The sequence below is a fragment of the Pseudoxanthomonas sangjuensis genome, from assembly GCF_010211755.1.
Lineage (GTDB): Bacteria > Pseudomonadota > Gammaproteobacteria > Xanthomonadales > Xanthomonadaceae > Pseudoxanthomonas_A > Pseudoxanthomonas_A sangjuensis.
This window is the reverse complement of the sequence record NZ_PDWR01000027.1, coordinates 1-22,695: the sequence shown is the minus strand read 5'-3', so window position 1 is coordinate 22,695 and position 22,695 is coordinate 1. Positions and strand designations below refer to the sequence as shown.

The window sequence follows — 22,695 nt, the reverse complement described above, 5'->3', positions numbered from 1 at the left end:
ATGAGCCGTTCGTCCCGAATCAGAACAGCCACGCGCCCGATACCAGCCACAGCGACGCGCCGGCCAAGGCCGTGCCGATCGCGGTCGCGGCCAGCACGTCGCTGGGGTAGTGCAGGCCCAGCACCACGCGCGATGCCGCCACGCAGGCGGTGAACGGCAGCAGCAGCGCAGCCAGCACCGGGTAGTAGGCCAGCGCGACCAGGGTGAACGACACCGCATGCAGCGTGTGCCCGGACGGGAAGCTGAATTCGTCCAGCGGCGCGATCCATGCCTGGATGCGGCCATCGGCGGCGAACGGCCGCGGCCGTTTCGTCCAGCGCTTCAGCAGCTTGTACATCGTCAGCGGGACCACGCCGGTCGCGGCCATGTGCGCCGACGCGGCCAGCCCGGCCATGCCATCGAGCACGACCAGCGCGCCCATCAGCACGTACCAGAACACGCCGTCGCCGAGCCGGCTGATCGCGGCGAAGAAGCCGCGCACGCCGCGCCACGCGCCCCAACGGTTGGCGCGCAGGCACCAGCCGGCGTCGCGGGCATGGATGAAGTGGTTACGCGGTTGCGGCATTCGCATGGTGCCTCCTCGCATTGGCCAGGCCAGCCAGCAATTCGTCGAAATCCGCGGAAACCTGTTCCGGGCGCAGCAGTTGCACGGCCACGTGCGCGGCGCGCCCCATCGACGTGCGCAGCGCATCCTCGCGCGCCAGGCGCACCGCCGATTCGATGAAGGCTTCGTCGCTGTCCACCGCCGCGCCGTGCTCGCCGTCGATCAGGTGCTCGCGCGCGGCGCCGTAGTCGAAGGCCACGGTCGGCACGCCGCTGGCCATCGCTTCCAGGGTCACGTTGCCGAAGGTCTCGCTGTGGCTGGGAAACACGAACAGGTCGCCGCTGGCGAAATGCCGGGCCAGTTCTTCGCCGCGCCTGATGCCGCAGAAGATGAAGTCGGGGTTGTCCGCGGCCAGTTGCGCGCGCGCCGGGCCATCGCCGACGAAGACGAAACGCGCCTTCGGCCGCACGCGCTGGATCTCGCGGTAGGTCTTCACCGCCAGTTCCAGGTTCTTTTCCGGCGCGATGCGGCCCACGTAGATCGCGGCGAAGCCGTCTTCGCCGACTTCCCATTCCTCGCGCAGCCTGCGGTCGCGCTTGTCCGGGCTAAAGTGAGTGGTGTCCACCGCCCGCGCCAGCCGTACCACGTGGCGGAAGTCGTTGCCTTGCAGGAACTCGGCCAGCTCGCGGGTCGGCACCAGCGTGGCCTGCGCGCCGTTGTGGAAACGGCGCATCCAGCGCAGCGCGGTGCTCTGCAGGAACGGAAAGCCGTAATCGCGCATGTACTGGTCGAAGCGGGTATGGAAGCCGGTCGCGGCCGGGACGCCGAGCCGCCGCGCGGCGCGCAGTGCCGACCACCCAAGCGGACCTTCCGTGGCCACGTAGATCGCGTCCGGCGTGTTTTCGCTCCACAGTCTGGCCAGCGCGCGCGGCGCGGGCAGGCCGAACTTCAGGCCGGGGTAGCGCGGCAGACCGACGCCGCGGACCAGCAGTTCGTTGTCATCGGTGCTGTCGGTGTCCTGGCGCAGGCGCACCACGGAAACCTCGTGGCCACGCGCGCGCAGGCCTTGTTCGAGACCCTGCACGGTCAGTGCGACGCCGTTGATCTCCGGCGGGTAGGTTTCGGTGACGATGGCATAGCGCATCGGATGCGACTCCATCTGCCCTTATTCGGCATGGCCCACATGCTGCAGGTCGTTCGTGTAGCGGTTGTTGCGGTCCGGTTGCCGAAAGATGACGCAGGCCGCGTCGCCTTGCTTTAACATCGGTGCGGTCAACGGTTCCTGCATCGAGGTACGAAATGCGTAGCGCTGCCCTGGCTTTCCTGGTGCTGGTCGCGACGGTGCCCGCGGCCCGCGCGGCACTGTCGCCGCAGGAACGGACGATGATCGCGACCGTAGACGCCGAATACGAGCGCTCGATCGCGCTGCTGCAGCGGCTGGTCGACCAGAACAGCGGCACGATGAACCTGGCCGGCGTGCGCGCCGTGGCCGACATGGTGGCGCCGGAATTCGAGCGCCTCGGCTTCCGCGTGGAATGGAAGCCCATGGAACGGGCCGGACGCGCCGGCCACCTGATCGCGACCCATGCCGGCAGGCCCGGCGGCAAGCGCCTGCTGCTGATCGGCCACCTGGACACGGTGTTCGAAGCGGATTCGCCGTTCCAGAAGTTCGTCCGCGACGGCGACCGCGGGCACGGTCCCGGCGCGGCCGACAACAAGGGCGGCGTGGTGGTGGTGCTGGCGGCGCTGCGGGCGATGCAGGCGGCCGGCACCCTGGCCGACGCCGACATCGAGGTAGTGCTGACCGGCGACGAGGAGGACGCGGGCAGCCCGCAGTCGATTTCCCGCGCCGACCTGATCGCGGCGGGCAAGCGTGCCGACGTGGCGCTGGATTTCGAAGGCCTGTCGACCGAAAACGGCCAGGACATGGGTTCCATCGCGCGGCGCTCGGTCGGCGACTGGACGCTGACCACGCGCGGCCGTTCCGGGCACAGTTCGGGGATCTTCTCCAAGGCGGCCGGCGATGGCGCGATCTTCGAAATGGCGCGGATCATCGCCGCGTTCCGCAGCGAATTGCCCGAGCCCAACCTGACCTTCAACGTCGGCCTGCTCGGCGGCGGGCAGAGCGCGGAAGTGGGTGCGGACGGCGCGCACGTCGCGGCCACCGGCAAGAGCAACATCATCCCGTCCATCGCCGTCGCCAAGGGCGATTTCCGCACGCTGAGCCCCGAGCAGACGCAGCGTGTCGCGGCGAAGATGCAGCAGATCGTGGCCGCGCACCTGCCGGGCACCGATGCCGAACTGGTTTTCGAGGAAGGCTATCCGCCGATGGCGCCGACCGCGGGCAACCGCGCGCTGCTGGCGAAATTGAACGCGGTCAACGCCGATCTGGGCCTGGCGCCGATGCCGGCACTGGACCCGTTGAAGCGCGGCGCCGGCGACATTTCCTTCGTCGCCGCCGACGTGGACGGGCTGGTCGGGTTGGGCCCGGCCAGCTCCGGCGACCACACGCCCCGCGAGACCGTCGACCTCGACAGCCTGCGCCGACAGGCCAAGCGCGCGGCGATCCTGATGAGCCGGCTCACTGCTGCACCGTAAGCCTGCGCCTGCGGGCGTTCGAACTTCCTGCGCACGAACGTTTCCGGAGTGGGCGCTGCCGTGGCTTTCCCGCGATCCGCTCGGGAAGCGGCGGGCCGTGCCTTATGCGGGCCGCTTGAACCTGCTGCGCGCCTGCTCGACCCTGGCGTGGACGATGCATTCCCGGGCGTGGTCGTTGACCAGTCCCATCGCCTGCATGAAGGCGTAGACGGTGGTGGGGCCGACGAATTTCCAGCCGAGCTTCTTCAGCGCCTTCGACATCGCGACCGACTCCGGCGATGTCGATGCGGCCTGCGGGTCGGCTTGCCGTTTCGGGTCGGCTTCGTAGCGCCAGGCGAAGGCCGCGAGCGAGCCTTCGCGTTCGACCAGTTCGCGGGCGCGCCGGGCGTTGTTGATCACCGCTTCGATCTTGCCGCGGTGGCGGACGATGCCGGCATCCTTCAGCAGGCGTTCGACGTCGCGTTCGGTGAAGCGGGCGACCTTGTCGAAGTCGAAGCCGTGGAACGCGGCGCGGAAGTTCTCGCGCTTGGCCAGGATGGTGCGCCAGCTCAGGCCGGACTGGAAACCTTCCAGGCTGATCTTCTCGAACAGGCGGCGGTCGTCGGCGACCGGGAAGCCCCATTCGGTGTCGTGGTAGTGCAGGTATTCCGGCGTGGCCGCGCACCAGCTGCAGCGCGGTTTGCCGTCGGGGGCGATGAAGGTGGTACTCATCCGTCGGTTTCTTCCATGCGCAATCAGATGCGATTGTAGGATGGGTGGAGCGAAGCGATACCCATCATCGCGACTACGGCATGTAATCCGGAAGGCGCACGACAGGTAGCCCGTTCGCCTCGGACAGCCATTCCCGGACGGATTCGCGTGCCATCAACCTGTCGTTCCAGGCCGCGACTTGCGGCCATTGGGACAGCCTGTCCCCTGGCGTGTGCGAAGCGAGCCGCAGGGCGGTGGGGACCAGGGCCATGTCCGCCAGGCTCAGATCACCGAAAAGATACGGGCCGCCGCTATGCGACAGTTGCTTTTCGAAAGCGTCGTAGGCCCGGGCGGACTGCGCCTGTTCGTCGAAGGTCATGGCGCGCTTGTCCGGATAGAACGCGCTCTCGAACGACAGGCGCGGACACAGGCCCGACAGCCCGGCGTGTTGCCATGCCAGGAACGAACGCGCACGTGCCCTGAGCCTGGGCTCGCGCGGGAGGAATTTGTTGCCGGCGAGCTCGTTGGCGTATTCCATGATGGCCAGCGAGTCGAAGATCACGGTCTCGCCGTCCACCAGCACGGGAACGGCGGCGGGTGGCGAGAATTCCACGATGCGGTTCAGGTTCTCGAAGCGTTGCGGCTTGCGGATGTCGACTACGCGCTCCTCGAACTCGATCCCGGCCTCGCGAAGCGCGAGCCAGGCCCTGAACGCCCAGCTGGAGGCGTTCTTGGTGCCGGAATAAAGAATGCGGGTCATTGCGCTGCGATCACGAGAATCGAGCTACCAAGTATAAATTCTGCCGGATCCGCTCGACGTGATGGCGTTCGTCGGCCATCGGTCCCGGGGCGTGTCAATCCGCGAACGGCTTGAATGCGATCCCCAGCCCGTCCATGTCTTCCGGTTCGCCCAGCAGGTCGGCGCGCAGCAGTGGTCGCGCGTCGATCCACTTCTTCGAGATCACCAGGCGCAGCGAATCGCCCCGTGCCTCGAGTTCCAGCTTCGGGATCGGGTCCGGGTCGTGCGAACGGTGCAGCAGCACCGCCAGCCGCAGCAGCGCTGCGGTGCGCTTGGCGCGCAGCAGCAGACGGTCGGGCAGGGCATCGAACGCGGTCTTGGGCACGTTGCGGCGGTGCGTGCGCACGATCGCGGCCAGCATCTGCTGCTCCTGCCGCGAGAAGCCGGAGATGTCGGAATTTTCCAGCAGGTAGGCGCCGTGCACGTGGTACTGGCTGTGCGCGATGGCCAGGCCGATCTCGTGCAGGCGCGCGGCCCAGCAGAGCATGCGCGCCGCGTCGTCGTCCAGCTTCCACGCGTCCTCGACCTGCTCGAACAGGCGCATCGCCGTCGCTTCGACCCGCGCCGCCTGGATTTCGTCGATGCCGTAGCGTTCGGTCAGCGCGGCGACCGAGGCGTCGCGCGGATCCTTGTCGCTGCGGCGGCCGAGCATGTCGTACAGGATGCCTTCGCGCATCGCCGCCTTGCTGACGATCAGCCGCTGCAGGCCCAGTGCGTTGAACGCCGCCTCCAGCACCAGCACGCCGCCGGCGATGATCGGCCGGCGCTCCTTCTCCAGCCCCGGCAGGTCGATGTCCTGGATGCGCTCGGCCTGCAGCAGGCGGTCGCGCAGCTGCGGCAGCGCCTCGGCGGTGATCGCGCCCTTGGTCAGCTTCATCGCCGCGCAGATCTCGCCGATGGCCTTGTGCGTGCCGGACGAGCCCAGCGCCTCCTGCCAGCCCAGCGCGCGGTACCGCTGCGAGAACTGCTGGAACTCGGCGCTGATCTCGGTCAGCCCGTCCTTCCAGCGCTTGCGCGACAGCTTGCCGTTGGGGAAGAAGCGGCGCGTGCTGGCGATGCAGCCGGCCTGCAGGCTCTCGCGCTCGATCGGCTCGAAGCCGCGGCCGATGATGAACTCGGTGGAGCCGCCGCCGATGTCGATGACCAGGCGTAGCTGGCCCGGTTTCGGCGGCTGCGCGTTGGCCACGCCCAGGTAGATCAGGCGCGCTTCCTCGCGGCCGGACACCACTTCGATCGGCTTGCCCAGCGCCGCTTCGGCCGGCGCGAGGAATTCCTGCGGCGCGGAAAGCTGGCGCACGGTATTGGTGGCCAGCGCGCGCACCCGCGTCGCCGGGATGTCGCGGATGCGCTGGCCGAAGCGGGCCAGGCATTGCAACGCGCGTTCGCGCGCCGCGTCGTTCAGCCCGCCCTTGCCGTCGAGGCCGTCGGCCATGCGCACGGTTTCTCGCAGGCGGTCGACCACGCGCAACTGCCCCAGCGTGTAGCGCGCCACGATCATGTGGAAACTGTTGGAGCCGATGTCGATGGCGGCGAGCAGGTCGCCATCCTTGAGTGCGGGTGCGGACTGGGGGGGCACGGGCATGCGCTGATCTTATCCCGGTTCGTTCGGTTGTAGGGGGCGGGCCCTGCCCGCGGCGCTTTGATCCGGAACAATGGCGCGGTCGCGGCCGGCCGCTATACCTTCGCCAGCAATGCCGCCTGCGCCGAGTGCGGTTCCTCGCCGGGGCCGGGCGACAGCTGGCGGTAGCTGCCGTCGGCATCGAGCGTCCATGCGTTGCAGTTGTCGTCCAGGTAGTTCTGCAGCGCTTCGTCGAACACGCGCCGGGCCAGGTCCGGGTCGAGGATCGGGAAGGCGACCTCCACGCGGTGCAGCAGGTTGCGTTCCAGCCAGTCGGCGCTGGCGCAGAAGATCTCCGGCTTGCCGTCGTTGCCGAACCAGTACACGCGGCTGTGTTCGAGGAAGCGGCCGACGATCGAGCGCACGCGGATGTTCTCGGAAACGCCGGGCACGCCGGGGCGCAGCGTGCAGGCGCCGCGCACGATCAGGTCGATCCGCACGCCGGCCTGCGAGGCCGCGTACAGCGCGCGGATCACCTGCGGCTCGTTCAGCGCGTTGACCTTGGCGATGATGCGGCCGCGCTTGCCGGCCTCCGCCAGCTTCGCCTCGCGTTCGATCTTCCTCAGCAGCGCCGCGTGCAGGGTGAACGGCGACTGCAGGATGCGCTTGAAACCGGCGGAAGGGGCCATGCCGGACAATTGCTGGAACAGCATGTGCACGTCGTCGCCGATGTCGGGGTCGGCGGTGACCAGGCCGAAGTCGGTATAGGTGCGCGCGGTGCCGCTGTGGTAGTTGCCGGTGCCCAGGTGCACGTAGCGGCGCAGCTTGCGGCCCTCGCGGCGCACGATCAGCAGCATCTTGCCGTGGGTCTTGTAGCCGACCACGCCGTACACGACCTGTACGCCGGCTTCCTGTAGGCGGTCGGCGAAGGCGAGGTTGGCTTCCTCGTCGAAGCGCGCGCGCAGTTCGACCACCGCGGTCACGTCCTTGCCGTTGCGCGCGGCCTGGACCAGCGAATCGACGATCACCGAATCCTTGGCGGTGCGGTACAGCGTTTGCTTGATCGCCAGCACGTCGGGGTCGACCGCGGCCTGGCGCAGCAGTTCCAGCACCGGCGCGAACGAATCGAACGGGTGGTGCAGCAGCACGTCGCCGCCGCCGACCCGCTCGAACATCGCGTCGCCGCCGCGCAGCGCGCGCGGGGTGAACGCGGGGTACTTCAGTTCCGGCCGCTCCACCAGGTCGTAGACCTGGATCACGCGGTTCAGGTTGACCGGGCCGTCGATCGCGTAGACCGCGTTCTCGCTCAATTCGAAGTTCTGCAGCAGCATGCGCACGATCGGCTTCGGCGCGTCCCTGCCGATCTCCAGCCGTACCGCCGGGCGGTAGCCGCGCGCGGCCAGTTCGTCGCGCAGCGCCAGCGCCAGGTTCTCCACTTCCTCCTCGTCGACCACCACCTCGGAGTCGCGGGTCACGCGGAACTGGTAGGCGCCCCTGACCTCCATGCCGGGGAACAGTTCGTCGACGAAGTGCGACAGCACCGACGACAGCAGCACGAAGTCGTGCTCGCCGCCGGACACGCGCCGCGGCAGGTGGATGATGCGAGGCAGCGAGCGCGGCGCGCGCACGATCGCGTGGTGGCCGCTGCGGCCGAACGCGTCCTTGCCCTTCAGCACCACGACGATGTTCAGCGACTTGTTGAGGATCTTCGGGAACGGGTGCGACGGATCCAGTCCCAGCGGCGACAGCACCGGCATGATTTCCTTGCGGAAATACGCGCGCAGCCAGCGCTTGTGCCGTGCGTTCCACTGCGCGCGCCCGAGCACGCGCACGCCGGCCTCGGCCAATGCCGGGCGCAGCGTCTCGTTCCAGAACCTGTATTGCGCCTCGACCAGTTGCGCGGCGCGGTCGTGGATGCGCGCCAGGATCGTCGCCGGCGGCAGCCCGTCGGGGCCGGGCGGCAGGCCGAAGGCCTGCGCATGGCGCACGGTCGCGGCGCGGATCTCGAAGAACTCGTCGAGGTTGGTGCAGCTGATGCACAGAAATCTCAATCGCTCCAGCAGCGGCACCTGCGGGTCCTGCGCCTGCGCCAGCACGCGGAAGTTGAAGTCGAGCTGCGACAGCTCGCGGTTGAGGTACAGCGCGGGGTCGCGCAGCGGGTCGCCGCTGCTCGGCGTTTCGATCTTCGGCAGGGCGGGATGGGGCGAGCTCATGCGGTCTGGCTATGCGCCGCCGGCGCGACGGTGGGGGCCGTGTCGCGCGCATGCACGCGGTCGGCGTTGAAGTGGACGGAGAAGGTGCTGCCATGGCCGACCCGGCTTTCGATCTCCAGCCGGGCCTGGTGCAGGTTCAGCACGTGCTTGACGATCGACAGGCCCAGGCCGGTGCCGCCGCTCTCGCGCGAACGGCTGGCCGAGACGCGGTAGAAGCGTTCGGTGATGCGCGGGATGTGCTGTTCGGGGATGCCGTAGCCGGTGTCGCGCACGCTCAGCATGGCGCCGTCGCCCTCGCGGGCGAAGCGGATCGCGATGCTGCCGCCGGCCGGCGTGTAGCGCACCGCGTTGCTGACCAGGTTGGAGAAGGCGCTGTGCAGTTCCTTGTTCGACCCCCACAGGTCGACGCCGGCCTCGTCCTGCGCCTCGATCCGGTGGCGGCCCTGGCTGAGCGCCTCGGCCTCGCGCTTCAGCGTCGAGAGCATCGGCGCCATCGCCACGCTTTCGTCGGGCAGGCTGTCCTGCGCCTCGAGCCGCGACAGGGTAAGCAGGTCCTCGACCAGCCGGGTCATCCGTTGCGACTGCTTCTGCATCTCGGCCAGCATCGGCGTCCACTCGGGGTGGTCGTCGGGATCGATCATGTCGAGATAGCCGTGGACCACGGTCAGCGGCGTGCGCAGTTCGTGCGAGACGTTGGCGACGAAATCGCGGCGCACCTGTTCCAGGCGCAGCAGCTTGCTGACGTCGCGTGCGACCAGCAGCCAGTATTCGTCCGAATACGGGATCAGGCGCAGGTTCAGGCGCAGGTTCGGGTCGATCGGCGACGGCGCGTCGAGCAGCGGCTCGGCGTTGCGCCCGGCGGCCAGCCAGTGCGCCAGCGACAGCGGTTGCAGGCGTTCGCCGACCGGCTTGTCGATGTCCGCGGGGTACTGCAGCCCCAGCAGCGCGGTCGCGGCCTCGTTGAACCAGAGCACGCGCTGGCTGTTGCGATCGACCACGACCACCGCATCGGGCAGCGCCGCGGCGGCGGCGCGGTAGGCGCGCAGGATGCCGAGCAGGCGGCGCTTGCGGCTGCGCATCTCCGCCTGGCCGCGGTACAGCAGGCGGTCGAGCTCGTTCCACACGCCGCTGCCCTGCGCCGGCGCCAGCCGCTGGCGCGCGGTCAGGCGCAGCAGCACCTTGCGCAGCCGCCAGTAGTGCCAGGCGACGACGCCGAGCGCGGCCAGGGCGAGCACGGGCCATGGATGGCCGGCCAGCCAGCCGAGCAGCGCGGCCGCGGCCAGCGCCGCGACCAGCTGGCCGAGCGTCTTGAACCAGGCGGGGCGCAAGTAGCGGGGCATGTCCGGGATTGTCGCAGAAGGCGGCGAGGGGAGAGGCGGGTCGGCGGTCGCTGGCTCGGGGCCTCGCTGCCGGCCACGAACCGCCAACCGCCGACTTCGCGTTTCAGACCGAGGCCGAGAACCGGTAGCCCGACCCGCGCACCGTCTGCACCATGTGCTCCACGCCATGCGGTTCCAGGGTCCTGCGCAGGCGGCGGATGTGCACGTCGACGGTGCGTTCCTCGACGTACACATTGCCGCCCCAGACGTGGTCGAGCAGCTGGGCGCGCGAATACACCCGCTCCGGATGGGTCATGAAGAAGTGCAGCAGGCGGTATTCGGTGGGGCCGATCGGCACCGCCGCGTCGTTGGCGAACACGCGGTGCGCGGCGCCGTCGATGCGCAACGGGCCGATGCCGACGCTGCCGTCCTCGTCGTCCCCGCGCGCGCGGCGCATCACCGCGCGGATGCGCGCCAGCAGTTCGCGCGCCGAAAAGGGCTTCACCACGTAGTCGTCGACGCCGGCCTCGAGGCCGCCGACGCGGTCGTTCTCCTCGCCGCGCGCGGTCAGCATGATGATCGGCACGTCGCGGGTGAGGGCGTCCTTGCGCCAGCGCCGCGCCAGTTCCAGGCCGCTGGTGCCGGGCAGCATCCAGTCGAGCAGGATCAGGTCGGGCACGCGGTCGGCGATCTTGCCCTGCGCCTCGCGCGCGTCGCCGGCGTGGACCGGCTCGAATTCGCCCTTGCGCAGGGCGAAGGCGACCATGTCGCGGATGGCGGGTTCGTCGTCGACGATCAGGACGTGCTTCTGCACCGGAAGTCCGCTGTCTCCAAGGGGGCGGCGACAGTAGACGACATTTTCATGACGGAAACATGACAGCCGCGGAAACCGCCGGCCGCACCGCCGCGGACCTGCTCAGCGCCGCCCCAGGTCCGGGTCCTTGATGCCCTGGCGATGCAGTTCCAGCACCTGCGGGGTGATCGCGGCGATGCGCGCGTCGATCCGGGCGCGGGCGTAGTAGTCCAGGTCGTCGCGCTTCTTCAGGTTCTGCAACTGGACCAGGGCCTGCTCGGCGCGCCCGCTCAGGAAGGCGGCCTCGGCGTAGGCCTCGCCGGCACGGATCTGGTCGCCGGCCAGCTCGTAGGCGCGGGCGAAGCTGCGCTGGAACACCGGATCGTCGGCGGAAGCGGCCAGCAGCGGCCGCAATATCGCCTGGGCACGCAGGCCGGCTTCGCGGCCGCCCTGTTCGTTCAACGCCTGCGCGTAGGTCAGGGCGATCGCGCGGTGGTGGGGGTGGCGGCGCAGCAGGTCGGCGAAGCGGCGTTCGGCATCGGCGCCGTGGCCGCTGCGGGATTCGGCCTGGGCCAGGGCCAGGGCGATCCACAGGTTGTCCGGGTCCTGCTTCAGCAGGCCGGCAAGGTCGCTGGCGGCGCGCGCGGGCTCGCTGCCGAGCATCCGCGCCAGCGCCAGGCCGTATTGCTGGGCGTCGCTGAGGCCGCCCGGGGTGTTGCGGCGGATGCTTTCGTATTCGCGCACCGCCACCGCCGGCGTGTCGGCGCTGAGCACGCGCAGGCGTTCGCGCGCCCAGTCGAACTGGCCGGTGTCGCCGCCGACCGGCGCGCTGGGGGGCAGGCGCAGCGAGGACGGCAGCAGCGGGTTCAGCGTGCCCGGCGCGGAACCGGCGTAGTCGGGCTGGCGCACGAATTTCTCGGTGCGGACGTTGCCGGGCGTGGCGGTGGTGGAAGTGACGACCGTGCCGCTGCGCTTGAGCTGTTCGGCGCGATCGTGCGCCTCGCTGATGCGGGTGGTGGTGACCGGGTGGGTCTGCAGGTAGTCGGGCACCCGGCTGCGCTCGTCGCCGCGGTTGCCGCGCATCGCCAGTTGCAGGCGCCCGAAGAAGCCGGCCATCGCATCGACGTCGTAGCCGGCGCGCGACAGGGTGTGGATGCCGACGCGGTCGGCCTCGGCCTCGTTGGAACGGGTGTAGTCGATCTGGCGCTGCTGCATCAGGCCCATGCCGCTGGCCATCGCGGCCATCGCCGCGTCGTCGCTGGAGTTGCCGCCGGCGCTCTGCGCCAGCGCGATCGCGGCGAGCATGCCCAGCAGGATCGGCACCTGGTCGCGTTGCGCGCGCTCCACCGCGCGCAATACGTGTTGCTGGGTCACGTGGGCGATCTCGTGCGAAAGCACCGCGGCAACCTCGTCCTCGCTCTCGGCGGTCAGCACCAGCCCGGAATTGACCGCAATGTAGCCGCCGAGGGTGGCGAAGGCGTTGATCTGCCGTTCCTTCAGCATGAAGAAGGTGAACGGCTGGCGCGGATCGTCGCTGTTCGCGCCCAGGCGCCGGCCGACGGTGTCCAGCCACTGGTCGATCAGCGGGTCGTCGAGCAGGTAGCCGTAGTTGCGCAGCTCGCGCATCACCATGCTGCCGTACTCGGCCTGCTTGGCCGGGGTCAGTACTTCGCCGGCCGAGGAGCCGATGTCCGGCAGCTTTGCCTCCTGCGCCGGGGCCGGCGGCGTGCCGGCCGCGAAAGTCAGGGCGGCGGCGAACAGGAAGATGGGCAGGCGGTGGCGCAAGGCGATCTCCGTCGAGTCAGGCGGGCAGGATGACGCCTGCCCATGCCGGGCGAGTGAACAGGCGGTTAAGGGACGGGCGTCCGGCCCGCACTGTTCCACCGGTTGCCGGATTGGGCATCGGCCATCGTGCCACCATATTGTCCTCAGACCGCACGACTCCGCGAGAATTCCCATGAACGACACCGCCGTCCCGAAGATCACCATCTACTCGACCGCAGTCTGCCCCTACTGCGTGGCGGCCAAGAATTTCCTCAAGAGCAAGGGCCGCTCGTGGACCGAGGTCCGGATCGATGCCGACCCGGCCGAGCGCGAGAAGATGGTCGCCCTGACCCGGCGCACCAGCGTGCCGCAGATCTTCATCGGCGACACCCACGTCGGCGGCTACGACGACATGATGGCGCTGCACCGCGAAGGCAAGCTCGAGCCGCTGCTCGAAGGCGGCGCCGCGTGAGCAGCGACCGCATCGGGGAGGCAAACCGCGTCGAGGAATTTGCCGCGTTCCGCCGGCGCTTGAACGAACGCATCCTGGCCGAACCGAACCAGGTGGTGCGGCGTTTCTTCGCGCTCGACACGCAGACCTACCAGGCCGGCGCGCTGGACGTGAAGACCAAGGAACTGCTGGGGCTGGTTGCCTCGCTGGTGCTGCGCTGCGACGACTGCATCAGCTACCACGTCGCCCAGTGCAAGGAAGCCGGGGTGGGTCGCGACGAGTTCTTCGAGGCGTTCTCGGTGGGCCTGGTGGTCGGCGGATCGATCGTGATCCCGCACCTGCGCCGCGCGGTGGATTTCCTGGATCGGCTCGAAGCGGGCGAGGGGATGGCGCCGGCGGCGCACGACCACGGCTGACCGGAGGCGCGCGGCCGGGAGGTGGTGCGAAAGGGGGGACTCGAACCCCCACGCCTTGCGGCACTGGAACCTAAATCCAGGGCGTCTACCAATTCCGCCACTTTCGCGTCGCGGCCATTCTAGCGGCAGCAGGCAACGAAAAAGCGCCCGGGGTTACCCGGGCGCTTTTGTGTTTGGTGGGCCGTCAAGGATTCGAACCTTGGACCTATTGATTAAGAGGCAACGCAAGTGATGCCTTAGATCAACAGGTTAGGCCGCGCCAAATTTCCAAAACCATCAACATCAGGCGGCGCACATTCAAGCACTTGCGAGGAATTTTTCCAAGTTCCCATAGCGTGATGGTGCTGCTGGGGCATGAACACCCAACTAGCAGCGGCAAAGGAGCTGAACGCAACCAAGGATGACCCCTCCGTTGTGATCTTCACCGGTACTGGAGAGCAGGAGCACCATCCGCTCCCGGGCAAAAACGGAATAGCCCCATCAACGGACGTCAATGTGTAGCTCAAGGATTTCCAGACGCAAACAAAAACCCCGCCGAAGCGAGGTTTATAGGAGGCCGCCAAGTTCAGTCAGTAAGGCTTGCCAGCAAATGCTTGTATCTCGGATTGAAGAAGTTCGGAACATAAACCTCAGGAACTTTCAGGTAATCCGCGATCTGGTAGTCAGTTAGCTCCCCAGCATCCCTCTTTTGCTGAAGCTCGACTCGAGTCCTCTCTGGACAAAGCACGCCGACGGCCATCCAGAAGCACTTAACTTCGGATTTCATCTGCGGGCAGATTTCCCCACTTGTGTCAGCACCGCCGTAGAAATTGGAAAGCAGCAGATCCAAGTCAGCTTCCGAATTGGTGCACTCCAGCACTTCATCGAACACATGCATCATTTCTTTGACGGTGACGAATCTCTGCCAGCACCGATTCAGGCCTTGGGCATAGGCGATGACGTGCCTGCCGTTCGCTTGGCGAGCGAACTGGCTATCCTCATTTGACGGCGACACGTAGTACCCGCTCGTAATGTTTGGATCCAGACCAGGATCGACAAAACATCGAAAGCCGGCAATACCGGTCAGCTGGATTATCTTGTCTCGGATCAAATTCCGGTTGACAACCGGAGCAAGACTTTGCGCGTACTGATACAGATCCCCATAAGGCATGCAATATCAGTCCTCGAAGTCTTCGACGACTTGAAGCTCACCTTTTTCGATCCGTTCAATTGATCCGACAATTTGTTGAGCGACCTGCTCAGCCGTCGCGTCCCTAGAACGACCCGGGAACAGCTTGAAATTGGACGCGCGCAGCCCCGCTTCGCCAAAAAGCTTATCTTTGGCAATCTGTTGAGCGTTCATTTGCGTCTCCATTAGTACCTCAATGCATACACGATTGGCCTGCACGTGGCAGGCCGACAGTGGCGTTTTTTCGCCACGACCAGAATTACAACAAATCTGTTAGGAGATTGTTAAAAAAGCCCCCGATCCCCTGACCGGCTATCGGCTTTGTTTAGCCTTTCGGCAGCCGGCGTTAAGGATTGTACAACGTTGTCTAGGCGTTAATGAGACGCCCTAGGCAATTTGGTCATGCCCCTTACCCCCGCCAAAGCGCCGTCTAGAGCAATTGATCACCCTAACTCCATCAACTCCCCTGAGACCATTCCACATGGCTTTGAAGGGCTTCATTTTTCCAGAGTTTTTCCAGGAATTTTTCCAATTTCCAAAGAAAAAGGACCCAGGTTTGCACCTAAGTCCTTGTCTTTATTGGTGGGCCGTCAAGGATTCGAACCTTGGACCTATTGATTAAGAGTCAACTGCTCTACCAACTGAGCTAACGGCCCGATTTAATTCGGTCGCATAGTGTAACGGCTACCATGCGGCCCGGCAATCCCGTCGTGACGGAACGCCTGTGGAGTGGGGTGGCTGAGGGGACTCGAACCCCCGACAACTGGAATCACAATCCAGTACTCTAACCAACTGAGCTACAGCCACCACTGGAAAACCTTGTCCGCCATCGACCGATGGCGCGCCCGGCTGGACTCGAACCAGCAACCGCCGGCTTAGAAGGCCGGTGCTCTATCCGGTTGAGCTACGGGCGCGGATGCTGCCCATGATAGCGGCACCGGACTTGAACCGAGCTGGTCGGGGTAGAGGGATTCGAACCCCCGACCCTCTGCTCCCAAAGCAGATGCGCTACCAGACTGCGCTATACCCCGGCGGGTTCGAGTGGTCGTTGCGGACGCCCCGGGCGCCTTGCGGTGCGCGGGAGGTGCATTGTCCGGAGCGTCGCCGCGACTGTCAACACGAGGCCGCCGGAACCGGCCGGTGTATCCTGCGGCGCAGGCAACCATCGACTCACAGGGGATATCCATGCGCAGCGGCAACCCGGTACTCAAGGAATCGACCTTCCTCGACCTCGGCAGCGGCGCCGTCGTCGCCCGCGATGCCGGGGCGATGACCCTCAACGGCACGGTCAACAAGACCGGCTTCCTGCTGCTGCTGACCGTGCTGACGGCGGCTTTCGCCTGGTCGCGCGCGTTTGGCGCCGATGGCGAAATCGCGCCCGGTTTCGCCGTGTACGTCTGGGGCGGTGCCATCGGCGGGCTGGTCCTGGCCATGGTCACCGCGTTCAAGAAGCAGTGGGCGCCGGTCACCGCGCCGCTGTACGCGCTGGTCGAAGGCTTCTTCCTCGGTGCGATCTCGGCGCTGTACAACCACCTGTACCAGGGCATCGTGTTCCAGGCCGTTCTGCTGACCTTCGGCACCCTGTTCACGCTGCTGTTCGCCTACCGCAGCGGCCTGATCAAGGCCACCGAGAACTTCAAGTTGGGCGTGGCCGCGGCCACCGGCGGCATCTTCCTGGTGTACCTGGCGTCGATGGCGCTGCGCCTGTTCGGGGTCAATATCCCGTTCATCCACGACTCGGGCCTGATCGGCATCGGTTTCAGCCTGTTCGTGGTGGTGATCGCGGCGCTGAACCTGGTGCTGGACTTCGACTTCATCGAATCGGGCGTCGAAGAGGGCGCGCCGAAGTACATGGAGTGGTACGGCGCGTTCGGCCTGCTGGTCGCGCTGGTGTGGCTGTATGTCGAGTTCCTGCGCCTGCTGTCGAAGCTGCAGTCGCGCAACTGACGGTTTCCGCCGTTCCCGGAGGGTGGGGCAAGGGGCGCGAATGCGCCCTTCTTCATGTGCCGGTGGCGGCTTTTTCCCGGCGTCCCGGCCACAGCATGAAGGCGATCGTGACCGCCGCCAGGATCCAGCAGTAGTACACCTTGCCGCTCAGCGCCAGCGGCGACACCGAGGACAGCGACGCCGCCAGCAGGATCTGCGCCCCGTACGGCAGCAGGCCTTGCGGGATGCAGGCAAAGATGTCCAGCACGCTGGCGGCGCGGCGCGGGGAGATGCCGTGCTGCGCGGCGATGTCGCGGGCGACGCCGCCGCCCACCAGGATCGCGACGGTGTTGTTGGCAGTGAACACGTCGGCGGTGGCCGACAGCGCGGCGATGCTGAATTCGCCGGTGCGGCGGCCCTTGTGCCCGCGCGCGACGCGGTCGATCGCCTGCGCCAGCCAGGCCAGGCCGCCGGCTTCCTTCATCAGTGCGCCGAGGCCGCCGATCAGCAGCGATAGCAGCAGGATTTCGGTCATGCCCTCGAAACCGGTCCAGGCATCGGCCGCGAATTCGACCGGGCCATAGTCGGCGGCGAACACGAATCCGAACAGTCCGGCCAGCGCCAGGCCGAGGCCCAGCACCACCAGCACGTCCAGTCCGAGCAGCGCCAACGCCAGTACCAGCACGTAAGGCAGCAGCAGCCATGGCGAAGCGTCGGTTTCGGTGGCGACCGGCGCCGAATCGCCGGCGAGGCCGAGCAACAGCGCGGTGGCCAGCGCCGCCGGCAGCGCGATCCTGAAGTTCTCGCGGAACTTGTCGCGCATCTCCGCGCCCTGGGTGCGGGTGGCGGCGATCGTGGTGTCGGAGATCACCGACAGGTTGTCGCCGAACATCGCCCCGCCGATCACCGTGCCGACCACCAATGCGGTGTCCAGCCCCGCCGCCTCGGCCACGCCCAGCGCGATGGGCACCACCGCGGCGATGGTGCCCATCGACGTGCCGATCGCCAGCGAGATCAGCGAAGCTAGCACGAACAGCCCGGGCAGGAGCAGCGCCGACGGCAGCGCGCCCACGCCCAGCTGCACCACCGCATCGACCGCGCCGATCGCCTTCGACACGGTGGCGAAGGCGCCGGCGAGCAGGAAGATCAGGCACATCAGCACGATGTTCGCGTCGCCCATGCCGCGCAGCAGGATGTCGCCGGCCGGCAGGCCGCGCCGCTTCGCCAGCCACGCCGCCCACGCCAGCGCCGGCAGGATCGCCACCGGCGCGCGCAACTGGTAGAAGCCCATCGCTTCGCCGTGCAGGGTGAAATACACGCCGGCGCCGAAGAACAGCGCCAGGAACAGCGGCAGTGGGGTCAGCGCCAGTGCGCTGGGACGGACGGACATCGAACGGGTTCCTGCCGGGGGAGGGCGCCGGGAATTCTGCGGATTCCGGCTCGGCCGTCCAAGCCCGCCGATGGGACAGGCACGAACAAAAACGGGACGCTGCGGCGTCCCGTTTCCGGTGGATCGCGATTCCGCCGCTGCTTTTACAGGCGGCTGGCGATGGCCTTGGCGAACGTCATCGTGGTGCCGCTGCCGCCGAGGTCCGGGGTCAGCGAATCCTTGGCTTCCAGCGTGGCGACGATGGCCTTGCGCAGGCGCTCGGCGTTCTGCGGCTGGCCGATGTGGTCGAGCATCTGCGCCGCGCCCAGCAGCAGCGCGCACGGGTTGGCGATGCCCTTGCCGGCGATGTCCGGGGCCGAGCCGTGCACGGCCTCGAAGATCGCCGCGTCCTTGCCGATGTTGGCGCCCGGCGCCAGGCCGAGGCCGCCGACCAGGCCGGCGCACAGGTCGGAGATGATGTCGCCGAACAGGTTGGTGGTGCAGATGATGTCGAACTGCTCCGGCCGCATCACCAGCTGCATGCAGGTGTTGTCGACGATCATCTCGTTGCACTCGATGTCCGGGTACTGCGCGGCCACCTCGCGCCCGACCTTCAGGAACAGGCCTGAGGTGGTCTTCAGGATGTTGGCCTTGTGCACCAGGGTGACCTTCTTGCGCCCGGTCGCGCGGGCCAGGTCGAAGGCGTAGCGGACGATGCGCTCGGAGCCCTTGCGGGTGATCTTCTGCATCAGCGTCGCGGTTTCGCCGTCCTCGGTGATCGACTGGCCTTCGCCGATGTAGGCGCCCTCGGTGTTCTCGCGCACGGTGATCAGGTCCACGCCCATCGGGAAGCGCGACTTGGTGTTCGGGAACGACTTGGCCGGGCGCACGTTGGCGTACAGGTCGAAGGCGCGGCGCAGGGCCACGTTGATCGAGCTGAAGCCTTCGCCGACCGGGGTGGTCAACGGGCTCTTCAGCGCGACCTTGTTCTTGCGGATCGAATCCAGGGTGGCCTGCGGCAGCAGCTCGCCGTGCTTCTCCAGCGCGACCAGGCCGGCGTCGGCCTCTTCGTAGCTCAGGCCCGGTTTCAACGCTTCGAGCACGTACAGGGTGGCGTCCATGATCTCCGGGCCGATGCCGTCGCCACGGATGACCGTAATCGTCTGGGTCATTGTCTGATTCCGAACAGGGGGAGGTGCGCAGAGGCCGGCAGGCCGGGCGCGGGAACAAGTTTCAGGCGCAATTATGCCCGAACGGCCGTTGCCGGCCCAAGCGACTTTGGTCGCGCCCGCCTTGCGGGGCGGGCGGCAAAGCGCTCCTGCGGCGGGGGAAGCGGAGGCCGGCCGCTTCGCCGCGGCGCAGCCTTCTACTGGCAGGCCGGGCCATAATCGGCCAAAATATCAAGTTCAGCCGAAGCCGGACCGGGGGTCCGGCCGGGGCTGCCGAACACCATTCAACACAGGCCGCGGCCGCGCCGCGGCGGCAGGAGTCAGGTTTTATGCAAGTTTCGCTGGAATCGCTCGGCAGCCTCGAGCGCCGCATGAGTTTCACCCTGCCGGCCGAGCGGCTGGACACCCACATCGGTGGCCGCCTGCAGGAAATCGCCCGCACCGCGCGGATCAAGGGCTTCCGCCCCGGCAAGGTCCCGCCCAAGGTCATCGAGCAGCGCTTCGGCAAGCAGGTGCGCGCCGAGGCCCTCGACGGCCTGCTGCGCGAGACCTTCGACACCGCCGTGCGCGAGAACGAGCTGCGCCTGGCCGGCAACCCGCGCCTGGAGCCGGTCGCCGGCAGCGAACTGGAGTGGGTCGCCACCTTCGAGGTGGTGCCGGACTTCGGCGACATCGACGTCGCCAAGCTCAACGTGATCCGCCATACCTCGGAAGTCACCGAGGCCGACATCGACCAGATGATCGAGAACCTGCGCCTGCAGCGCCGCGAGTACAAGAGCGTCGAGCGCGCCGCGAAGGAAGGCGACCGCGTCGCGCTGGAGACCTGGTCGCAGGCCGGCGATGAGCGCCTGCCCGCCGAAGGCGTGGAGAAGGGCGCGACGATCATCGGTTCCGGCGTGATGTTCCCGCAGATCGAGAATGCGCTGGTCGGCCTGGCCGCGGGCGAGGAGAAGGAGATCGACGTCGACTTCCCGGCCAACTGGCGCGTGCCGCAACTGGCCGGCCGCCAGGTCAAGGTCTACGTCAAGGTCACCGACGTGGCCGAATCGGTGCTGCCGCCGGTCGACAAGGCCTTCATCAAGAGCTTCGGCGTGAAGAGCGGCGACCCCGAGCAGTTCCGCGCCGACATCCGCAGCAACCTCGAGCGCGAACTGAAGGGCGCGCTGGCCAACCGCCTGCGTCGCGAGGTCGGCGAGCAGATCATCGCCACCTGGGCGCACGTGGAAATGCCGCCGCGCCTGGTCGAGAACGAGGCCCGCGCCCTGCTGGCCAACCAGGTCGAGCAGGCGCGCCGCGCCGGCCAGCCGGTCGGGCAGGTGCCGGCGGACGCGCACCAGGGTTTCATGGACGCGGCCCGCAAGCGGGTTCTCGTCGGCCTGCTGGTCGGCGAGGTCGCGCGCCGCAACCAGCTGCGTCTGGATCCGAAGCGCCTGAACGAAACCCTGCGCCTGATCGCCTCGACCTACGAGGAGCCGGAGCAGGTCATTGAGTTGTACCGCAACGATCCCCAGTTGATGTCCGGGCTGCAGTCCCGGGTGATGGAAGAGCAGGTGATCGACTGGATCGCCGAGCGCGCCCAGCACACCGAGCAGGCGCTATCCTTCCAGGACGCGATCCGCCAGTAAGCGGATCGCGTACCGGCGACCAGGTCGGCGCGGCGGCACGAACTCGACAACAGGAACGCAAATGAGCATCGAAACCAAAGCCCTGAACCTGGTCCCGATGGTGGTCGAGCAGACCAGCCGCGGCGAGCGCGCCTACGACATCTACTCGCGCCTGCTGAAGGAGCGGGTGATCTTCCTGGTCGGCGGCGTCGACGACCACGTCGCCAACGTGATCGTCGCGCAGATGCTGTTCCTGGAAGCGGAGAACCCGGAGAAGGACATCAGCTTCTACATCAACTCGCCGGGCGGCATCGTCACCGCGGGCATGGCGATCTACGACACCATGCAGTACATCAAGCCGGACGTCAGCACCATCTGCGTCGGCCAGGCGGCGAGCATGGGCGCGGTGCTGCTGGCCGCGGGCGCGAAGGGCAAGCGTTACGCCCTGCCGAATTCGCGGGTGATGATCCACCAGCCGCTGGGCGGCTTCCAGGGCCAGGCGACGGACATCGACATCCACGCCCGCGAGATCCTGAAGATGCGCCAGACCCTCAACGAGATTCTGGCCAGGCACACCGGCCAGGCGCTGGAAACCATCGAGCGCGACACCGAGCGCGACAACTTCAAGAGCGCCGCCGAGGCGCAGGCCTACGGCCTGGTCGACCAGGTGCTGGAGCGGCGCCCGGAAGAGTCGATCCAGGCGTCCTGAGCCTGCCGATCATTCCAGCGGAATCAACAGGTTGCACACCCCCCGGGGCGGCGCTGGCGTCCCCCGGAGCCTGTGCTATTCTCGGACCCGAAACCCCCGCCGGCTACCCGGCGAACCAGTGGCAAACAAAGCAATGAGCGAAGACCGTCAGGGCCGTTCCGGCGACAGCAACAAGATTCTGTACTGCTCGTTCTGCGGCAAGAGCCAGCACGAGGTGCGGAAACTGATTGCCGGCCCCAGCGTGTTCATCTGCGACGAATGCGTTGAGCTGTGCAACGACATCATCCGCGAGGAGCTCGAGGAGAAGGCGCAGTCGGCGCGCAGCCACCTGCCCAAGCCGCGCGAGATCCTCGAGGTGCTGGACCAGTACGTGATCGGCCAGCAGCGCGCCAAGCGCACCCTCGCGGTGGCCGTGTATAACCACTACAAGCGCATCGAGAGCCGGCAGAAGAACGACGACGTCGAGCTGGCCAAGTCGAACATCCTGCTGGTCGGCCCGACCGGTTCGGGCAAGACCCTGCTGGCGGAAACGCTGGCGCGGCTGCTCAACGTGCCGTTCACCATCGCCGACGCGACCACGCTGACCGAGGCCGGCTACGTCGGCGAGGACGTCGAGAACATCATCCAGAAGCTGCTGCAGAAGTGCGACTACGACGTCGAGAAGGCGCAGCAGGGCATCGTCTACATCGACGAGATCGACAAGATCAGCCGCAAGAGCGAGAACCCGTCGATCACCCGCGACGTGTCCGGCGAAGGCGTGCAGCAGGCGCTGCTGAAGCTGGTCGAGGGCACCATCGCCAGCGTGCCGCCGCAGGGCGGCCGCAAGCACCCGCAGCAGGAATTCCTGCAGGTCGACACCAAGAACATCCTGTTCATCTGCGGCGGCGCCTTCGCCGGGCTGGACAAGATCATCCAGCAGCGCAGCACCGAGGCCAGCGGCATTGGTTTCGGCGCCAAGGTCAAGAGTTCGAGCAAGAAGGTCGAGGTCGGCAAGATCCTGTCCGAGGTCGAGCCGGAAGACCTGATCAAGTTCGGCCTGATCCCCGAGTTCGTCGGCCGCCTGCCGGTGGTCGCGACGCTGGAGGAACTGGACGAGGCCGCCCTGGTCAAGATCCTGACCGAACCCAAGAACGCGATCACCAAGCAGTTCAAGAAGCTGTTCGACATGGAAGGCGTGGAACTGGAGTTCCGCCCCGACGCGCTGTCGGCGATCGCGCGCAAGGCGCTCAAGCGCAAGACCGGCGCGCGCGGCCTGCGCACCATCGTCGAATCGGTGCTGCTGGACACCATGTACGACCTGCCGTCGCTGGAAAACGTCGGCAAGGTGGTGGTCGACGAGTCGGTCATCGAGCACAAATCCGAACCGTACCTGATCTACCAGAATCCGCCCCAGGCGAAGATCGCGGCGGCCGAATGAACCGCCGGGACCCGCGAGCCGCCCCGGTTCAAGGTTGTGCGGACAAACGCTTGCATCCTCCCGCCAATGGCCCCATAACGGGGCCATTGGCCTTTCCGGCTCGCCCGTTTCCCCGCAGGAGCCCCCATGCCCCGGATCCCCGCCACTGCGCCCCTCCATACGCCGGTGCGGCCGCTGCGCGCTGAGGG

General features: G+C 67.3%; 19 protein-coding genes, 5 tRNA genes and 2 pseudogenes. 7 read left to right on the top strand and 19 right to left on the bottom strand.

Features of this window, described 5'->3' with window-relative positions; all coding sequences use genetic code 11:
* Window positions 1-19 precede the first annotated feature (19 nt).
* Window positions 20-565 carry a phosphatase PAP2 family protein gene (locus CSC71_RS13070; protein ID WP_162374838.1) on the bottom strand — a complete coding sequence of 182 codons (546 nt, stop codon included), beginning with the start codon at window positions 563-565 and terminating at the stop codon, window positions 20-22.
* Window positions 549-1,688: a glycosyltransferase family 4 protein gene (locus tag CSC71_RS13065; RefSeq protein WP_162374837.1), complete on the bottom strand. Its 1,140-nt coding sequence runs from the start codon at window positions 1,686-1,688 to the stop codon at window positions 549-551. The genes CSC71_RS13070 and CSC71_RS13065 overlap by 17 nt, the downstream gene beginning before the upstream one ends.
* Window positions 1,689-1,843: 155 nt before the next feature.
* On the opposite strand from CSC71_RS13065, the gene CSC71_RS13060 reads away from it, so the two are divergent.
* The gene (locus tag CSC71_RS13060) at window positions 1,844-3,142 is read left to right on the top strand and encodes a M20/M25/M40 family metallo-hydrolase (protein WP_162374815.1); all 1,299 of its coding nucleotides are present in this window, start codon (window positions 1,844-1,846) and stop codon (window positions 3,140-3,142) included.
* 102 nt (window positions 3,143-3,244) lie between these two features.
* On the opposite strand, the gene CSC71_RS13055 is transcribed toward CSC71_RS13060, so the two are convergent.
* The 7 genes from CSC71_RS13055 to CSC71_RS13025 all read right to left on the bottom strand — a co-directional run bounded on the left by CSC71_RS13055 (window position 3,245) and on the right by CSC71_RS13025 (window position 12,287).
* Window positions 3,245-3,853 carry a DNA-3-methyladenine glycosylase I gene (locus tag CSC71_RS13055; protein WP_162374814.1) on the bottom strand — a complete coding sequence of 203 codons (609 nt, stop codon included), beginning with the start codon at window positions 3,851-3,853 and terminating at the stop codon, window positions 3,245-3,247.
* A gap of 73 nt (window positions 3,854-3,926) precedes the next feature.
* Window positions 3,927-4,592 (bottom strand): glutathione S-transferase family protein, encoded by a 666-nt coding sequence (locus CSC71_RS13050; RefSeq protein ID WP_162374813.1) that lies wholly within the window; start codon window positions 4,590-4,592, stop codon window positions 3,927-3,929.
* 94 nt (window positions 4,593-4,686) lie between these two features.
* The gene (gene ppx, locus CSC71_RS13045; RefSeq protein ID WP_162374812.1) at window positions 4,687-6,213 is read right to left on the bottom strand and encodes an exopolyphosphatase; all 1,527 of its coding nucleotides are present in this window, start codon (window positions 6,211-6,213) and stop codon (window positions 4,687-4,689) included.
* A 92-nt stretch (window positions 6,214-6,305) separates the two neighbouring features.
* A complete protein-coding gene (gene ppk1, locus CSC71_RS13040) occupies window positions 6,306-8,402 on the bottom strand; it encodes a polyphosphate kinase 1 (protein ID WP_162374811.1) in 2,097 nt (698 codons plus the stop codon).
* Window positions 8,399-9,742, bottom strand: coding sequence for a phosphate regulon sensor histidine kinase PhoR (gene phoR / locus CSC71_RS13035; RefSeq protein ID WP_162374810.1), 1,344 nt, complete (start codon window positions 9,740-9,742; stop codon window positions 8,399-8,401). The genes ppk1 and phoR overlap by 4 nt, the downstream gene beginning before the upstream one ends.
* A gap of 103 nt (window positions 9,743-9,845) precedes the next feature.
* A complete protein-coding gene (phoB, locus tag CSC71_RS13030) occupies window positions 9,846-10,535 on the bottom strand; it encodes a phosphate regulon transcriptional regulator PhoB (RefSeq protein ID WP_162374809.1) in 690 nt (229 codons plus the stop codon).
* Between the two features lie 102 nt (window positions 10,536-10,637).
* Window positions 10,638-12,287: a M48 family metalloprotease gene (locus CSC71_RS13025; RefSeq protein ID WP_246192216.1), complete on the bottom strand. Its 1,650-nt coding sequence runs from the start codon at window positions 12,285-12,287 to the stop codon at window positions 10,638-10,640.
* A gap of 184 nt (window positions 12,288-12,471) precedes the next feature.
* Between CSC71_RS13025 and grxC the strand changes: the two genes are divergently transcribed.
* On the top strand, window positions 12,472-12,750 hold the full coding sequence (gene grxC, locus CSC71_RS13020; protein WP_162374807.1) for a glutaredoxin 3: 279 nt from the start codon (window positions 12,472-12,474) through the stop codon (window positions 12,748-12,750).
* On the top strand, window positions 12,747-13,145 hold the full coding sequence (locus CSC71_RS13015; RefSeq protein WP_162374806.1) for a carboxymuconolactone decarboxylase family protein: 399 nt from the start codon (window positions 12,747-12,749) through the stop codon (window positions 13,143-13,145). The genes grxC and CSC71_RS13015 overlap by 4 nt, the downstream gene beginning before the upstream one ends.
* Window positions 13,146-13,167: 22 nt before the next feature.
* Here the strand turns inward: CSC71_RS13015 and CSC71_RS13010 are convergent.
* The 7 genes from CSC71_RS13010 to CSC71_RS12980 all read right to left on the bottom strand — a co-directional run bounded on the left by CSC71_RS13010 (window position 13,168) and on the right by CSC71_RS12980 (window position 15,344).
* Window positions 13,168-13,252, bottom strand: a tRNA-Leu gene (locus CSC71_RS13010).
* A 458-nt stretch (window positions 13,253-13,710) separates the two neighbouring features.
* Window positions 13,711-14,295, bottom strand: coding sequence for a hypothetical protein (locus tag CSC71_RS13005; protein ID WP_162374805.1), 585 nt, complete (start codon window positions 14,293-14,295; stop codon window positions 13,711-13,713).
* 6 nt (window positions 14,296-14,301) lie between these two features.
* Window positions 14,302-14,487 (bottom strand): hypothetical protein, encoded by a 186-nt coding sequence (locus CSC71_RS13000; RefSeq protein ID WP_162374804.1) that lies wholly within the window; start codon window positions 14,485-14,487, stop codon window positions 14,302-14,304.
* A gap of 406 nt (window positions 14,488-14,893) precedes the next feature.
* Window positions 14,894-14,969, bottom strand: a tRNA-Lys gene (locus CSC71_RS12995).
* A gap of 74 nt (window positions 14,970-15,043) precedes the next feature.
* Window positions 15,044-15,120: transfer RNA gene (locus tag CSC71_RS12990), tRNA-His, on the bottom strand.
* A 30-nt stretch (window positions 15,121-15,150) separates the two neighbouring features.
* Window positions 15,151-15,227 (bottom strand) — tRNA-Arg (locus CSC71_RS12985).
* 40 nt (window positions 15,228-15,267) lie between these two features.
* Window positions 15,268-15,344 (bottom strand) — tRNA-Pro (locus CSC71_RS12980).
* 154 nt (window positions 15,345-15,498) lie between these two features.
* Here CSC71_RS12980 and CSC71_RS12975 point away from each other — a divergent pair.
* Window positions 15,499-16,260: a Bax inhibitor-1/YccA family protein gene (locus CSC71_RS12975; protein ID WP_162374803.1), complete on the top strand. Its 762-nt coding sequence runs from the start codon at window positions 15,499-15,501 to the stop codon at window positions 16,258-16,260.
* 52 nt (window positions 16,261-16,312) lie between these two features.
* Here CSC71_RS12975 and CSC71_RS15770 read toward each other — a convergent pair.
* The 3 genes and pseudogenes from CSC71_RS15770 to CSC71_RS12965 form a co-directional block, all read right to left on the bottom strand.
* A pseudogene (locus CSC71_RS15770) lies at window positions 16,313-16,918 on the bottom strand (Na+/H+ antiporter NhaC family protein); the annotation flags it as partial.
* 75 nt (window positions 16,919-16,993) lie between these two features.
* Window positions 16,994-17,395, bottom strand: a pseudogene (locus CSC71_RS15765) (Na+/H+ antiporter NhaC family protein); the annotation flags it as partial.
* 377 nt (window positions 17,396-17,772) lie between these two features.
* Entirely contained in the window at window positions 17,773-18,780 is a 1,008-nt protein-coding gene (locus CSC71_RS12965) for an isocitrate dehydrogenase (protein ID WP_162374801.1), read from the bottom strand.
* A gap of 326 nt (window positions 18,781-19,106) precedes the next feature.
* On the opposite strand from CSC71_RS12965, the gene tig reads away from it, so the two are divergent.
* The 3 genes from tig to clpX all read left to right on the top strand — a co-directional run bounded on the left by tig (window position 19,107) and on the right by clpX (window position 22,507).
* Entirely contained in the window at window positions 19,107-20,402 is a 1,296-nt protein-coding gene (tig, locus tag CSC71_RS12960; protein ID WP_162374800.1) for a trigger factor, read from the top strand.
* A gap of 61 nt (window positions 20,403-20,463) precedes the next feature.
* A complete protein-coding gene (gene clpP, locus CSC71_RS12955; protein WP_162374799.1) occupies window positions 20,464-21,090 on the top strand; it encodes an ATP-dependent Clp endopeptidase proteolytic subunit ClpP in 627 nt (208 codons plus the stop codon).
* Window positions 21,091-21,223: 133 nt separating this feature from the next.
* Window positions 21,224-22,507, top strand: coding sequence for an ATP-dependent Clp protease ATP-binding subunit ClpX (gene clpX, locus CSC71_RS12950; protein ID WP_162374798.1), 1,284 nt, complete (start codon window positions 21,224-21,226; stop codon window positions 22,505-22,507).
* The last annotated feature ends 188 nt before the right edge of the window (window positions 22,508-22,695 follow it).

What these genes read in the sequence shown, in the direction of transcription:
- CSC71_RS13070 (WP_162374838.1), bottom strand. Translation starts at nt 565, where the DNA reads ATGCCGCAACCGCGTAACCACTTCATCCATGCCCGCGACGCCGGCTGG.
- CSC71_RS13065 (WP_162374837.1), bottom strand. Translation starts at nt 1,688, where the DNA reads ATGCGCTATGCCATCGTCACCGAAACCTACCCGCCGGAGATCAACGGC.
- CSC71_RS13060 (WP_162374815.1), top strand. Translation starts at nt 1,844, where the DNA reads ATGCGTAGCGCTGCCCTGGCTTTCCTGGTGCTGGTCGCGACGGTGCCC.
- CSC71_RS13055 (WP_162374814.1), bottom strand. Translation starts at nt 3,853, where the DNA reads ATGAGTACCACCTTCATCGCCCCCGACGGCAAACCGCGCTGCAGCTGG.
- CSC71_RS13050 (WP_162374813.1), bottom strand. Translation starts at nt 4,592, where the DNA reads ATGACCCGCATTCTTTATTCCGGCACCAAGAACGCCTCCAGCTGGGCG.
- ppx (WP_162374812.1), bottom strand. Translation starts at nt 6,213, where the DNA reads ATGCCCGTGCCCCCCCAGTCCGCACCCGCACTCAAGGATGGCGACCTG.
- ppk1 (WP_162374811.1), bottom strand. Translation starts at nt 8,402, where the DNA reads ATGAGCTCGCCCCATCCCGCCCTGCCGAAGATCGAAACGCCGAGCAGC.
- phoR (WP_162374810.1), bottom strand. Translation starts at nt 9,742, where the DNA reads ATGCCCCGCTACTTGCGCCCCGCCTGGTTCAAGACGCTCGGCCAGCTG.
- grxC (WP_162374807.1), top strand. Translation starts at nt 12,472, where the DNA reads ATGAACGACACCGCCGTCCCGAAGATCACCATCTACTCGACCGCAGTC.
- CSC71_RS13005 (WP_162374805.1), bottom strand. Translation starts at nt 14,295, where the DNA reads ATGCCTTATGGGGATCTGTATCAGTACGCGCAAAGTCTTGCTCCGGTT.
- CSC71_RS13000 (WP_162374804.1), bottom strand. Translation starts at nt 14,487, where the DNA reads ATGAACGCTCAACAGATTGCCAAAGATAAGCTTTTTGGCGAAGCGGGG.
- CSC71_RS12975 (WP_162374803.1), top strand. Translation starts at nt 15,499, where the DNA reads ATGCGCAGCGGCAACCCGGTACTCAAGGAATCGACCTTCCTCGACCTC.
- CSC71_RS12965 (WP_162374801.1), bottom strand. Translation starts at nt 18,780, where the DNA reads ATGACCCAGACGATTACGGTCATCCGTGGCGACGGCATCGGCCCGGAG.
- tig (WP_162374800.1), top strand. Translation starts at nt 19,107, where the DNA reads ATGCAAGTTTCGCTGGAATCGCTCGGCAGCCTCGAGCGCCGCATGAGT.
- clpP (WP_162374799.1), top strand. Translation starts at nt 20,464, where the DNA reads ATGAGCATCGAAACCAAAGCCCTGAACCTGGTCCCGATGGTGGTCGAG.
- clpX (WP_162374798.1), top strand. Translation starts at nt 21,224, where the DNA reads ATGAGCGAAGACCGTCAGGGCCGTTCCGGCGACAGCAACAAGATTCTG.